We start from the raw sequence: 13,974 nt of genomic DNA on the forward strand, positions 1-13,974 counted from the left end.
CGCACCTGCCTTTCCGACGACGCGAACGCGCCATGCAACGTTTCAGGCGGATGCGAAGTTTGCAGAAGCTCGCCGCCGTCAACTCCTCTGTCTACAACCACTTCAACGAGAAAGAGCGCTTGCCAGCCGAGGCACCTTCAAGCTGATACTCACCGCCGCTCTCGCCGAGTGGCGGGGTCTTTGTGACGAATGAAGGACAGCTATACTGGCCTAGCTGAGACTGGTTCGAATTCGCCTGACTGCACTGTTGCAGTTAAAAAACTGTTCCCCGGGTCGGTCGGTTGTTTTCGATATTGAACTTCATTCCGTCTAGCAATTCTTCAAGATCCGGGCGCGCAGCAGGGCCATTCGAAATGTCGACCAACATCAAACTGCCATCTGGCCGAATTCCGAATGCGCCGGGCTCTGCAAACAATGTGGTTGTCTCAGCCTCCGAAAGAGGGTCCGACACGTAGAGGCCAAGTGATCGCATCTGCGTTTCGGTCAATCCAAAGCCCAAGTTAAATGTCCAACCGAACTCTTCCTTGTCGGCCAAAGCCTTTTCTTTAGAGTCAGCAGAAACGACCACTACATCCATGACGCTGCTCCAATCAGCCAGCATGGCGTTCAATTTGTTGAGAAATCGCTTGCATCTGGGACAGTGACGCCCGCGATAGACGAAAAGCATCGTCCATCGATCTTTGGGCCGACCAATCTCTATTTCGCCACCGCAGACATCAAAAACACTGATCTGCTCGACGGGAGCATTCACTTTGGGTTTTTGCGACATGTCAGCTTCCTTTTTTCATTAAGAGAGAAACTCGAACCCAAGCTTAGCTTCAAGTGTCTGCCTTTAAACTTGAATGTACTTTATTCACCCAACCAAGCTTGGCAGTGTTAGTGAAATCGCGGGTACAAAAGTGATAAGCATTAATGCGAAGAGAATTGCCAAGTAGAAGGGCCATATTGTTCGCACGGCTTTCTCCATTGGCAATTTACCCACGGCGCAACCGACAAACAGGCACGATCCGACCGGTGGTGTGCACAATCCTAATCCCAAATTCACGAGCAAGATCATCCCGAATTGCAGCGGATCAATCCCAAGGCTGTTGGCAACGGGTAGAAAAATGGGTGTGCAGATCAGAATTAGAGCTGCCATATCCATAATCATTCCAAGCAACAACAAAACCGCATTTACCATCAGCAGGATGAGTATCGGATTTTCTGTCAACCCAGTAAGCAGATCTACGGTTCTGTCCGGAACTCTGTAAAAGGTCAGCATGTAGGCAAACGCACCAGCGCATGCGATTAATATCATTACCATCGCCGTCGTGCGCACAGCAGAAGAGACGGCAATACAAAAGTTTTCCCACGTTATGCTTCTGTAGACGATCAGAGTGACCACAAATGCGTAAATGGCCCCAAAAGCTCCGGACTCCGTAACGGTGAAAATACCCGACAACACACCGCCGACGATAATCACAGCCGTCAAAAGTCCTGGAATTGCACTGAAGAAGCTCACTACGAGCGCTGACCAACCCGGGAAAGTCTCAGCTTGATAACCTCTGCGCACCGCTACAAGGTACGCCGCCACAGCAAGGCAAAGGCACATTAAAACTCCTGGAACAACGCCCGCAAGAAACAGCTTCGAGATCGATATTCCACCCCCGGCTGCGATCGCGAAAATGATCATATTGTGACTGGGTGGAATAATTATACCGGCAATCGAGGACGTGACGGTCACGTTTACGGCGTAATCTGCATCGTAACCTTTCTCTTTCATCACAGGAACCAAGATAGACCCCAGTGCGGAAATGTCTGCGATGGCCGATCCTGAAATCCCCCCAAAAAGCATCGAAGAAAACACGTTTACAATTCCCAAGCCGCCGCGCACGGCCCCGACAGCGGCCGAAGCAAACCTGACGAGACGCATGGCTATCCCGCCGTGGAACATCAGTTCACCTGCAAAAATGAAGAAAGGGATCGCCATCAACGAGAATACATTGATCCCGGAGACGATCCGCTGAAATCCGATCATCAAGGGTAAGCCTTCGAACCAAAATGCCGAAATGGCCGCTATTCCAAGCGCGAATGCTACAGGCGTTCCGATCAGAACGCAGAGGGCGAACACGCCAAGCAACAGAAGTATTCCCATCATTCGCCTCTATTCGATGCTGTCATTGCGCTCGTCAAAACCGACATAGAGGCGGATTAGATGACCAACGGAAAAGAGTAATATAAGTCCTCCGCCAATTGTGAGAGGCAATGAACGCAAGCCTTCGGGGACTTGAATCAATGGGATTAGCGATCCCCACTTAAAGATCGTAAGTCGAGCTCCGAACCACAGCATCAAGGCGCCGAACCCAGCCATAAGCACGTCTGTGCAGATAACCAAAATGGTCCTCACACGTGGAGGAACTGCAGAACGCACGAGAGACACGGACAAGTGCGTGTTATCGTGTACACCTACTGCCGCACCGAGAAACGCAATTGTCATGACGAGAAGCAAGGCGACTTGCTCGACCCAGGTCGGCGTCGCATTCAGAACATAGCGACCAAATACTAGCCATCCGAATATGACCGTGATGACAACCAGTGCGACACCGGTCAAAACCCGGCACACGTCGGCGATCCAATCCAGGATCTGGATCATCTTGCGCACAGATGTCGGGGTCAGGGAAGTATAACTCATTGGCTCACAACTCTTGATCAGGCGTCCGGACCCGCTTGTGCGGGACCGGACAATATCAGACCCAATGTAGCTAAATCAGTCCGTCGCCTGGATAGTCTCGACAAGCGGGCGTAAATCGGGGTTCGTAGCAAAGTAGGCTTCGTAAACCGGGCCCATAGCCGCTTGGAACGGGGCTTTGTCTGCCACTTCATTCACGACCACACCAGCTTCTTCGACGGCTGTACGGCTGGCTGCTTCGCGCTCGGCCCACAATTGCCGCTGAAGTTTTGCAGATTCCTGAGCTGCCTCTCGAACCGCGGCCTGCATCTCAGGTGAAAGTGCGTTGAACGTGTCGGTATTAATGCAGATACATTCGGGTATGATCAGGTGCTGAGACAGCGAATAGAAACCTGCAACTTCGAAGTGGCCAGTTGACTCGTACGATGGCCAGTTGTTTTCGGCACCGTCGACGACACCGGTTTTCAGGGCCTGATAAACTTCGGCAAACGCCATTGGCGATGGGTTGCCACCAAGCTCAGAAATCATGCCTGTAAACAGGTCGTTGTTCATGACCCGAACTTTCATTCCCTCGACATCGGCAGGTGCGTTGATTGCCTTTGTTCCGTTGTAGAAGGAGCGAGCGCCAGCGTCATACCACGCAAGAGGTGTCAAGCCTTTGGCTGCCATACCCGCCGCAATTGCCTCGCCACCCTCACTGTCCAAGACGCGGAACATGTGCGGGACGTCTTTGAATATAAAGGGCAACGATACAACATTGGCCTCGGCGACAATCGGGCCAATTGGGCCCAGGTTAAAGTTGCCGACTTCCAATGCGCCTGCGCGGACCTGTTCAACCGCGTCGGGCTGACTGCCCAGTGTGCCCCCATGGAACATTTGAAGGCTGATTTCACCGCCAGTTTTTTCCGTAATGAGTTCTGCGAATTTGTCCATTGCGATGGTGTTTGGGTAACCATCCACGTGGATATTCCACCCGCGCCAATCCTCTGCGAAGGATGCGCTTCCGGTAATTGCGACCACGGTCGCGGCACTCATCAGCGTTTTAGTCAGTTTGATATTCATATTTTCCTCCCTAGAAAACAGACAGTTGACTCGATGCCCGGCGAAGGCCGGTTATGAAAAGAGCAGGCCTCCGTTGATGTCGATGTTCGCGCCCGTAATGAAAGCAGCGGCGTCTGAGGCCAGATAGGCGACCAGATTGGCGACATCCTCGGATGTGCCTTCGCGTTTAAGCGGCGTGGCGCCGGCCACGTTGGTCCGCACTTCGCTTTTTGTGAAGACATTGTGAAAATCGGTGTCGATCATGCCCGGGCAAACCGAATTTACCCGGATGTCCGGCCCCAGTTCTTTGGCCAATCCACGCGTCATCGTCATGACCGCACCCTTCGAGGCCGCATAGGCGACCGCGCCTGGGCCACCCCCGTCACGCCCCGCCTGACTCGCAAACCCGACGATCGCGCCGCCTTTTTTCATATGCGGCAACACGGCCTGAACAGTGCGGGCAAAAGAAGTGGTGTTCAGGTCCATGACATGGCACCAATGTTCCATATCCATCTCAGACAGGGTCTTCCGGGCCAGCAATCCGCCGGTCACGTGGGCAAGAATGTCGATCCGAGGTCCGAATGTCGCAATAGTCTCCGAGATCAGCCTTTCCACATCCGCACCGGAGGTCATGTCGCCCTGTATGGCAATCGCCTTACCTCCGGCAGCCGTTATTTCCTGAACCGCCGATTCCGCACCCGAAGATGAGCTGTGATAGTTGATCGCGATCGACGCTCCAGCCTTGGCCAGTTTCATGACGCAGGCGCGGCCAATGTCCCGTCCGCCGCCGGTTACGATCGCAACCTTCCCTGCCAGTTCCAAGTAAGGGCCAATCTGTTCAGCGTTCAATTCGGTCATTTTCCTGTCCCTTTGGGTCCCCGGTCATCCAGTCAGTGCGCCCGTTTTGGTCTTTGAGCCTTAACGAGCATTCAGCCGTGTTGCCTATTGTAGTCGACTAGGATACTAGTATTGTCAACAAATTTGTTTGGGAGCCACAAAAGGCTTCGCACGGCCCGTGCTAAATGGATTGGCTGGAGATACATTGAGGAGTATCGGAGGGTGAGGCCTAGTGGCCCAGAATGCCGCCGGTGTTGGTCACGCGCAGAAAAAGGCAGGAAATGCAAAGTATTACGGATAAAATCGAGCGGCGCACCACCACTGACATCGTATATGAGAGTTTGTACGAGGCGATCGTTTCACTGGAAATTCTGCCGGGAACAAAACTGTCCGAAGCAGATATTGCAAAAAAGTTCGAAGTGTCGAGGCAGCCGGTCCGCGATGCTTTCAACAGGCTTGAGGCGCAGGATTTGCTGCTGATCCGGCCACAGAAAGCCACGCGGGTACGTAGTTTTTCCATGGAACGCATCGGTCATGCACGCTTTGTTCGCCTCTCGGTCGAGTTGGAAGTGGTGCGCGCTGCATGTCGGAACTGGAAGCCCGAATATTCGAAGCTGCTGGAGGACAATCTCAAGCAGCAGAAAGACGTCGTTTCAAGGAACGAAGCCGAGAAGTTCCATCAGCTCGACTATGACTTTCACCAACTGATTTGTGAGTTGAGCGGCAACCCGCTGGCCTTCAACACGATTCAGGAATGCAAAAGAAAGATCGACCGCCTTTGCGTTCTAAGCCTTGGGCGCGAGAGCGAGGCCGACATTCTGGTTCGGGATCATGTTGAGCTGGCAATAGCGCTAGCAGACCGCGACGAGGCGACTGCGACCGAGATGATACGCCGCCATCTGGGCCGCATCGACAAGACCATCGAGGAGGTTCACTCGAAACATGCCGAGTATTTCGAGTAAATTGAACGCCGCCAACTGACTAAGGACCTCGCATTATGACCAAGAGCTATCCGATTGTATCACCTGCATCAGGTGTCACGCGCCAGGTTTTGGCGGATAATGAAGACCTCATGATGGTTTCATTCCGGTTTGAAGAAGGTGCCGAAGGCGTGTTGCACGACCATCCGCATGTGCAGTCGACTTTTGTGCGGTCCGGGCGGTTCAACTTTGTCATCGGAGATCAGGAGCGAGCGTTGGAGCCCGGTGACAGCCTGATCATTCCGTCCGGTGTAAGCCATGGTTGTGTTTGCCTGGCTGCCGGAGAGTTGATCGACTGCTTCACGCCCAGGCGGGACGATTTTCTGTAAGGCGTTTTCCGTCCGCGCCATGACCTTTGGCCACGTTCTGCGCATTGAGGCAGGGTAGTCTATTTTCGGTGGGTCGGGCAGGGCGATGCCATATTCTGCGTTAGAAATCGGATTAATGACGGGCGACGCCGCAGCTCAGGTTAGGAATTGCGTATCTCGCGGGCTGATCCGATACCGAGGATCAGGTCGGCGCATCGTTCGCCCAGCATCATGGCAGGTGCGTTTGTGTTGCCGGCGTTGATGTCGGGCACGGCTGACATGTCGCACACCCGCAAGCTCTCGATCCCGCGCACACGCATTCTGGCGTCCAGCACGGCCATTCCGTCGCCGTCCCGGCCCATTTTGGCAGTGCCCGCCGGGTGATAGTTGGTTTTTACGAATCTCTTACAATGTGCTCGCAGCGTCTGGTCGTCGTCCGCTATCGGAATGACGATTTCGCGGATCCTTTGTGCAAGCGGGCCCGACGTGAATGCCTGGCGAAAGAACCGCTGTCCCCGGATCATCTCCTGCATGTCGTCTTCATGCTTCAGAAGGTTGGGCGAGACCACTGGCATGGTGTGAGGATCGGCCGAGCGAAGCCGGACCTCTCCGCGTGATTTCGGTTTGACCACGACGGTCGTAACGGTCAGGCCAAAGTCATCCTGCACCTCGTCCAGAGCGTCGCGATCCAGATAAACAATTGGCACGCAAAAAGCTTGAATGGTTGGTTCTCCATCAGGAATCGACGGATTGACAAACGCGCCGGCTTCGACTCCGGCGGAAGTCACCGGTCCGCTGCCGAACAGTTTGAACTGGATGCCGTTGCGAAGCATCCGCCAGCCCTCACCTTGTTTGAAGTATCCGTAGGGACCGTTGGCAAAGGCGGTAATTGGAACTTCGGGGTGGTCGATCAGGTTCTGGCCAACCCCAGGCAATGGGCAGATCACGGGAATACCGTGATCGGCAAGATGTGCATCAGGTCCGATGCCTGATAGCATTAGGATTTTTGGCGTCACCAGAGCGCCCGCCGCAACGACAACTTCACCATCGCACCGGACCGTGTGGGCTCCGCGTTTGTCTCGATACTGCACGCCGACGGCCTTGTCGTTTTCGATGATGACTTTGCTGACCGTTGCGCCAAGCTGGATGGTCAAGTTCGGGTTCGTCTCGAGAGGGGTGAGAAACGCATAGGCCGACGAACTGCGCTTACCGGCGCGATTGGTGAACTGATAGAAACCGACACCGCGCTGCGTTGCGCCGTTGAAATCCGTGTTGAATGGTTCGCCAAGGGCCTGGACCGACTGAACGAACCAACGTGACATGTCGTCGATATGCCCCGGATCCGAGACCTGCACCGGACCGTTGCTGCCATGCAGGTCATTGTGAAGCCTGTTATTGTCTTCCATTCTACGGAAGTAGGGCAGCACATCATCCCATCCCCAGCCGACTCTGTCGTTGGTCTGTCGGAGCAGGTTCTCCCACGCATCATAATCAGAAGGGCGGCCACGCATATAGACCTGGGCATTCACAGACGACCCGCCACCCAGTACGTTGGCCTGCGGAATGTCATGCACGCGACCGTCCAGGTGGTCCTGCGGTTCGGTCTGGTGGTAGGTCATGAACTTGGACCCGTTGATCATCTTGAAGATACCCGGCGGCATGTCCAGCAACGGATGGCGGTGCGAATGCCCGGCCTCCAGCACCAGAACCCTGCACTTGCCCTGGTTGACCAGTCGCGCTGCAGCTGCTGCGCCGGCAGAGCCGCCGCCGATGACGATATGATCGAAGGTTTCCGTCATGATTTCGCCTTCAGGCCCGGCGTTTGGGTTCGCTGATCGAGTCGCGCTCCACCAGTTCGCATTCAAGCTTCACGAGAGGGTGTCGCTGACCATCCGTCGGACCGTGGAACAACTGTTCGATGACCCAGCGTCCCATCGCCCTAGTTGGAAGGATCATCGAGGTCAGGGGTGGCGACAGGTGTCGCGCGGTTTCGTCATCGTCAAATCCGATGACCGAGATGTCTTCGGGGATGGATAGGCCAAGTTCCTTGAGCGCCTCATAGCAGCCGATTGCCATTCGGTCATTCTGACAGAAAATGGCGGTTGGCTGAGAGGGCAGGTCCATCAATTCGCGCGTGGCTGCATAGCCTGCGCTGGGCAGCCAGTTGCCCTCGATGACCAAATCCTCGTCAAATGGGATGTCGGCGGAAGCAAGGGCGTTTCTGTACCCGGTCGTTCGCCCTGCGGCGCATTCCATGAACGGCTCGCCGGTGATGGTGGCGATTCGTTTGTGCCCCGCCTTGATCAGGGCGTTGGTCGCCGTATGTCCAGCAGCGACTTCGCCGGGGATCACCGCAGGAAAAGAGAGGTCGTCGCAAAAGCAGTTCAGCAGCAGAACCGGGGTTGCGGTCTGCCTGAGTATTTCCGGAACGACCACCCGCCGGGTGAAAACGGTTGCGTAAATGATGCCCGCAACCTGTTGGTCGAGGAAATACCTAAGCGTTCTGGGTTCGACCTCGGGGTCGTTTTGGGTTTCTGCCAGCAATACAAGATTTCCCGTGTCCCGAACGGCCTGTTTCACGCCATTAAACGCGTTTACCATTTCGGGGCTCGACGCCAGATCGTCCACGACAAAAGCGATGGTGCCGTCTAACGCCGAGGGTCGAGGCGCGCTGTCCTGGGGTTTCCTGAGTTGAGAGGGCATGGCGTATCCAAGCGTGTTGGCGGCATCCAGGACTCTTTGCTTTGTGTCCTCGGAGATTTTGACGGAATCGTTCTTGTTTAGAACCAGCGATACTGTCGTCTGTGAGCACCCGGCGACGCGTGCAATATCATGCATCGTTATGCGCTGCCGGCCCGCGACTCGTCCCACGCCCCTGTGCTGCCCGGTCTTGTTCGCTTGATCGTTCATCGCTCAACCTTTTTGTTCGCTTCCTTTTTATCGACTATGCGGAGAACACGCAACTAATATTAGTGAATAGTAATTAATATTAGTGTTGACGAAATAATATTATTAGTGTTTTGATCGGCAGTGCGGTCGCCAATGTGGTCTGACCGAGCAAACGCGGGAGGTGAAATTGCGGTCTGTGGTGGAGGAGTTGGGTCAGGTGGTTCGGCATTCGATGTTCATCGATGGCCGCTTTACCGACTCTGACGCGGACACGGTTGGTGTCGAGAACCCTGCAAATGAAGAGATCGTTGCGCAAGTTCCAGATGGCGGTGCCGCTCATGCGGATGCGGCCGTCGAGGCGGCCCATCGTGCTTTTAGCTCGTGGTCCTCGCGCCCGGCGATCGAGCGGGCGCGACTGGTTCAGCGGTTGGCCGAAGCCATTCGGATTGACGCCGGGCGTCTGGCAGCCTTGATCACGGTCGAGCAGGGCAAGCCGATCACGCAGGCCCGAAGTGAAGTTGATGCTGCTGTTACCTTTCTTTGCCATGCGGCTGAAGAGGCCCGGAGGATTTCGGGTGACATAGTGGCATCGGACAACAAGTCCGAGGAAATCCAGATCCGGCGTCATCCTTATGGCGTTGTTGTTGCGTTGACGGCCTGGAACTATCCGCTGGCATTGGCCGCCAGGAAAGTCGGGCCTGCGCTGGTCGCGGGCAATACTGTTGTTCTGTTGGGGCACGAAATCACGCCGCTGTCCGGTCTCGCGATCGCCGAGCTTGCCGAAAAGGTCGGGTTTCCGCCCGGTGTTCTGAATGTTCTGACAGGCAAGGGGCCGGTGGTAGGGCAGCGGTTGGTCGAACACCCCGATACCTCACTGATCACAATGACCGGCAGCACACGAGCCGGTAAAGAGATTTTTCGCGCCGCGGCCGACCGGATCAAGGTTGTCCGGCTCGAGCTTGGCGGTAAGGCTCCGTTCATCGTGATGGAGGATGCGGATATTGACGCTGCTGTTTCGGCCGCCATTGCCGCCCGGTTTGCCAATTGCGGCCAGATTTGCACCTGCAACGAGCGTATGTATCTGCATCGCGGCATTGCGGATCAGTTTCTTGAAAAATTCGTGTATGCGGCCCGCGCTTTGTCGATCGGGGATCCGATGGAGGACTGCGATCTGGGTCCCAAAGTAAGCAAGGCCGAGGTGTCCAAGGTCGACGAAATCATCAAGCGCAGCATCACGGAAGGTGCCACGGTCCATCTGGAAGGCGGGCCCCTGTTGGACAGCGCGCACCGCAAAGGACACTGGATGTCCCCGACGGTTCTTGAGGTCTCAGACAACGGCAATGCCGCGATGCAAGAGGAGGTATTTGGCCCTGTGGCGATAGCCATGCGAGTCGATGATTTTGATCAGGCGATAGACGTAGCGAATGACACATCATTCGGGCTGTCTGCCTATCTCTTTACGGCATCGCACCGGCGATTGATGGAGGCCCCGAGCCGTTTGAAGTTCGGCGAATTGTACCTGAACCGCTCCAATGGTGAGGCCGTACAGGGATTTCACACCGGTTGGGGTTTGTCCGGGGTTGGGGGCGAAGACGGCGCGTATGGCTTCGATGGCTATCTGAGGAAACAGACGACTTACATGAATTGGGCATGACCTAAAACTCGCGGTCAAAACGGAGGCGACCGCACCAATGGAGGAGGAATAACCATGAAACGCAGAACTCTTTTGATCTCGACGGTTGTCGCGGGTGCGCTGTTGGGCACCACGGTGATCGCGCAGGATCTGCCACCGCTTGAGCAGAAGGATCGCTACAAGGTCGGCTTTGCGCAGATGGAATCGAACAACCCGTGGCGCATTGCCGAAACGAAATCTTTCCATGACACAGCCGAGGCCTGTGGCTGGGATCTGATCGCGACGGATGCGGCCGGATCTGCGGCCAAGCAGGTTGCGGATGTGGACAGCATGATCGCCCAAGGCATCGACGTTCTGTTCCTGCCCCCGCGGGAAGAAAAACCGTTGATCCCAGCCGTTATGAAGGCCCGTGCAGCGGGAATCCCGACCTTTTTGGTGGACCGCTCGGTTGATCCGGCCGTTGCCAAGCCGGGCGAGCATTTTGTGGCGTTCCTTGGGTCGGATTTTATTGATCAGGGCAACCGGGCCGCACAGTGGCTGATGGAGAATTTCGACGGCGACAATGGCGTCATCGTCCAGTTGGAGGGCACGACTGGTTCTTCACCTGCAAATGACCGCAAAAAAGGTTTCGACGACGCGATTGCAGCGGATGACCGCTTTGAGATCGTGGCTTCTCAGACCGGTGACTTTGCGCGCGACCTGGGTCGTCAGGTGATGGAAACCCTGCTGCAGGCGCACCCCGATGTGAACGTGGTCTACGCCCACAATGACGAGATGGCAATCGGTGCGATCCAGGCTCTGGAACTGGCCGGCCGCAAGCCCGGCGAGGACGTGACAATCGTTTCGATCGACGGGACACGCGATGCACTTCAGGCTATTATCGATGGCAAGATGGGGGTGACGGTGGAAAGCTCACCCTTCTTCGGCCCTCTGGCTTGTGAAGTCATGAATAAATACGCGGCTGGCGAGGCGATCCCGGAATGGGTGAAAGTCGAAGATCGCATCTTTACCAAGGACAATGCGGCCGATCACATCGACGAAGCCTATTGATTCTCCCTGGTGGGTGGTGCTGGCCTGTGGTCGGCGCCGCCTGCAAGCAATCGGAGGAAGACATCTCATGAATGCGCTCGTCTCGATGTCGGGAATTGAAAAGTCGTTTGCCGGCGTACCGGCACTGAGCCAGGCCAACCTGGAAATCGCGCCCGGCGAGGTTCATGCGCTGATCGGCCAGAACGGTGCCGGAAAATCGACGATGATCAAGGTTCTGACCGGAGTTTACGATCGGGATGCCGGCGACGTTCATCTGGCGGGTGTGCCGAGCCGCATCTCCACTCCGCGCGAAGCGCAGGAATCCGGAATTGCCACCATCTATCAAGAGCTCAACCTGGTACCGCTGCGGTCAGTGACCGAGAACATCATCATGGGGTACGAGCCCAAACGTCTCGGCTTTCTGGTCGACTGGCGCGAGGGCAACAGGCGCGCACGCGAGGTGCTTACGCGCTTTGGCATAGATATCGACGTGACCGAGCCGTTAGGAAATTTCTCGACAGCGATCCAGCAGTTGGTTGCAATTGCGCGGGCTGTATCGCTGGATGCGAAACTTGTCATCATGGATGAACCTACGTCGTCGCTGGATGCCAGCGAAGTCGAGGTGCTGTTCGGTGTTGTGCGCGAGTTGAAGAAACAGGGCGTGTCTGTTCTTTATGTTTCGCATTTCCTCGATGAGCTGTTCCAAATATGCGATCGAGTCACAACGATGCGAGATGGGCGCACCGTCAGCAGGCGTAACGTCCAGGACACGACCAAACTGGAAATGATCGCGGACATGCTGGGCCGCAACAAGGATGAGATCGCGGCAGACGGTCTGACGGACTTCGCAGGCGCCAAGGCCAAGAAAGGCGATATCGTTTTGCGGGCGGACTCTGTTTCAACAGGCCCGCGGCTGACGCATTTCGATCTCACACTCCACCGCGGGGAAATCGTCGGGTTGGGCGGATTGCTGGGCTCTGGCCGGACCGAGGCGGCGCGCGCTTTGTTCGGAGTGGACGGGAAACGCAGCGGCGCAATCGAGTTGCATGGCACGGTCGGTCAACCGTCCGGACCGGGTGACGCGATCGCGAACGGCGTCGGCTTTCTGACCGAAGATCGCAAGGCCGAAGGGATCATTCCAGACATGTCCGTGCGCGAGAACATGACGCTGGCCCTGCTGCCGAAACTGGCCAGCCGTGGTCAGATCGACTTTGCCCGCGAGCGCGAAATCGTTCAGGCGTTCATCGACGATCTGGGCATCAAGGCAGCGCATATGGACCAACCAATTCGCGAGCTGTCCGGCGGCAACCAGCAGAAGGTGCTGCTTGCCCGTTGGCTGGCGACGCAGCCCGACATCCTAATACTCGACGAGCCGACCCGAGGCGTGGATGTTGGCGCCAAGCGAGAGATCCAATCGTTCATTCGGTCTTATGTCGAGAAGGGGTTTGGTGTCGTCCTCATTAGTTCGGAATTCGAAGAACTGGTGGAAGGCGCTGACCGCATCGTTGTCATGCACGAGGGACGCTCGGTCAAGGAACTGACCAACCCCGGGGTCACCGAGAACATACTGGTGCGCGCGCTTGCGCATCATGAAGAAGGAACTGGTTCATGGACCGCGCAATGAAGTTGCCGCAACGGGTCGCATCAATGCCCTTCCGCTTTCACGGCGGCATCGCCGCGTTGGTCGCCCTATTGGTATTCAACGCGTTTTTCACACCTAATTTCCTGCAACTGCAAACCCTGTTCGTAAATATCAGCCAGGTCGCTACGATCGCCATCGTGGCCATGGGGATGACGCTGGTAATCGCCACGGGTGGGATCGATCTGTCGGTTGGGGCGGTCATGGCGCTGGCGGGGGCGCTTGCTCCGCTGATCTTTCTGTCGGATCTGGGCGCTGCCAATCCGATGCTAGGCGTGACTTTGGCCATTGTCCTGCCGCTGTTCATTGCGGGGCTATGCGGGGTATTCAACGGCGTGATGGTTGCCGTGTTGAACGTGCAGCCCATCGTTGCGACGCTCATTCTCTTCATCTCTGGTCGCGGTATTGCCCAAGTCTTGACGAACGGGAACCTGCAGACGTTTTCAAACCCTTCATTCAGTTATCTTGGAACTGGTAAAGTGCTTGGTTTGCCGTTCCAGGGCTGGCTGGCGCTGGCCATTGCCTGTGTGCTGTTTTGGGTGATCACCAGAACCACATGGGGCCGTTACCTGCTGGCCATAGGGGGCAATGAACGCGCGGCCTATCTGTCGGGTGGTCCCGTCCGACGGGTCAAGATCGGGGCCTATGTCATCTGCGCGGTGCTTGCGGGCCTAGCCGGTTTGATCGTGGTTGCAATCAACTCGGCCTCGGACGCCGCGCGCAACGGCAATCTGATGGAGCTTGATGCCATCGCGGCCGCGGTTGTTGGCGGGGCTCTTTTGCAAGGCGGGCGAGCGCCGATCTTTGGTGCCATACTGGGTGCCGTCATCATCCAGTTGGTCAAATATACATTGTTGGCCAACGGGGTAGAGGACGAAGTTGCACTGATCGCCAAGGCCGTCATCATTATCCTGGCCGTTTGGGTCCAGCAGTTTCGGAGGACTTAATCG

General features: G+C 56.2%; 13 protein-coding genes and 1 pseudogene. 7 read left to right on the forward strand and 7 right to left on the reverse strand.

The window, feature by feature from the left end:
* A pseudogene (locus ACR0DE_RS08375) lies at positions 1–193 on the forward strand (IS6 family transposase); the annotation flags it as partial.
* A gap of 60 nt (positions 194–253) precedes the next feature.
* Here ACR0DE_RS08375 and ACR0DE_RS08380 read toward each other — a convergent pair.
* The 5 genes from ACR0DE_RS08380 to ACR0DE_RS08400 all read right to left on the reverse strand — a co-directional run bounded on the left by ACR0DE_RS08380 (position 254) and on the right by ACR0DE_RS08400 (position 4,567).
* The gene (locus tag ACR0DE_RS08380) at positions 254–769 is read right to left on the reverse strand and encodes a redoxin domain-containing protein (protein ID WP_170396117.1); all 516 of its coding nucleotides are present in this window, start codon (positions 767–769) and stop codon (positions 254–256) included.
* Positions 770–853: 84 nt separating this feature from the next.
* Entirely contained in the window at positions 854–2,134 is a 1,281-nt protein-coding gene (locus ACR0DE_RS08385) for a TRAP transporter large permease (protein WP_480752604.1), read from the reverse strand.
* A gap of 9 nt (positions 2,135–2,143) precedes the next feature.
* Positions 2,144–2,671, reverse strand: a complete 528-nt coding sequence (locus tag ACR0DE_RS08390) for a TRAP transporter small permease (RefSeq protein ID WP_480752606.1) — start codon at positions 2,669–2,671, stop codon at positions 2,144–2,146.
* Between the two features lie 75 nt (positions 2,672–2,746).
* Positions 2,747–3,730 (reverse strand): TRAP transporter substrate-binding protein, encoded by a 984-nt coding sequence (locus tag ACR0DE_RS08395; protein WP_480752608.1) that lies wholly within the window; start codon positions 3,728–3,730, stop codon positions 2,747–2,749.
* A 51-nt stretch (positions 3,731–3,781) separates the two neighbouring features.
* On the reverse strand, positions 3,782–4,567 hold the full coding sequence (locus ACR0DE_RS08400) for an SDR family NAD(P)-dependent oxidoreductase (RefSeq protein WP_480752609.1): 786 nt from the start codon (positions 4,565–4,567) through the stop codon (positions 3,782–3,784).
* A 260-nt stretch (positions 4,568–4,827) separates the two neighbouring features.
* Between ACR0DE_RS08400 and ACR0DE_RS08405 the strand changes: the two genes are divergently transcribed.
* Both ACR0DE_RS08405 and ACR0DE_RS08410 read left to right on the forward strand, forming a co-directional pair.
* Positions 4,828–5,508, forward strand: coding sequence for a GntR family transcriptional regulator (locus ACR0DE_RS08405; RefSeq protein ID WP_170626565.1), 681 nt, complete (start codon positions 4,828–4,830; stop codon positions 5,506–5,508).
* A 35-nt stretch (positions 5,509–5,543) separates the two neighbouring features.
* Entirely contained in the window at positions 5,544–5,855 is a 312-nt protein-coding gene (locus ACR0DE_RS08410) for a cupin domain-containing protein (protein ID WP_170396125.1), read from the forward strand.
* Between the two features lie 140 nt (positions 5,856–5,995).
* Here ACR0DE_RS08410 and ACR0DE_RS08415 read toward each other — a convergent pair whose 3' ends face one another.
* Both ACR0DE_RS08415 and ACR0DE_RS08420 read right to left on the reverse strand, forming a co-directional pair.
* Complete coding sequence (locus ACR0DE_RS08415) at positions 5,996–7,633, reverse strand: GMC family oxidoreductase (protein WP_480752612.1); 1,638 nt, start codon at positions 7,631–7,633, stop codon at positions 5,996–5,998.
* A gap of 10 nt (positions 7,634–7,643) precedes the next feature.
* Positions 7,644–8,744, reverse strand: a complete 1,101-nt coding sequence (locus ACR0DE_RS08420; RefSeq protein ID WP_480752615.1) for a LacI family DNA-binding transcriptional regulator — start codon at positions 8,742–8,744, stop codon at positions 7,644–7,646.
* Between the two features lie 175 nt (positions 8,745–8,919).
* Between ACR0DE_RS08420 and ACR0DE_RS08425 the strand changes: the two genes are divergently transcribed.
* The 4 genes from ACR0DE_RS08425 to ACR0DE_RS08440 all read left to right on the forward strand — a co-directional run bounded on the left by ACR0DE_RS08425 (position 8,920) and on the right by ACR0DE_RS08440 (position 13,971).
* Positions 8,920–10,377 carry an aldehyde dehydrogenase family protein gene (locus ACR0DE_RS08425; protein WP_480753765.1) on the forward strand — a complete coding sequence of 486 codons (1,458 nt, stop codon included), beginning with the start codon at positions 8,920–8,922 and terminating at the stop codon, positions 10,375–10,377.
* A 54-nt stretch (positions 10,378–10,431) separates the two neighbouring features.
* Entirely contained in the window at positions 10,432–11,406 is a 975-nt protein-coding gene (locus ACR0DE_RS08430; protein ID WP_170733471.1) for an ABC transporter substrate-binding protein, read from the forward strand.
* 67 nt (positions 11,407–11,473) lie between these two features.
* Positions 11,474–13,009: a sugar ABC transporter ATP-binding protein gene (locus ACR0DE_RS08435; protein WP_255612040.1), complete on the forward strand. Its 1,536-nt coding sequence runs from the start codon at positions 11,474–11,476 to the stop codon at positions 13,007–13,009.
* Positions 12,994–13,971, forward strand: coding sequence for an ABC transporter permease (locus ACR0DE_RS08440; protein ID WP_170396131.1), 978 nt, complete (start codon positions 12,994–12,996; stop codon positions 13,969–13,971). The genes ACR0DE_RS08435 and ACR0DE_RS08440 overlap by 16 nt, the downstream gene beginning before the upstream one ends.
* The last annotated feature ends 3 nt before the right edge of the window (positions 13,972–13,974 follow it).

The sequence above is a fragment of the Ruegeria sp. C10 genome, assembly GCF_056537805.1.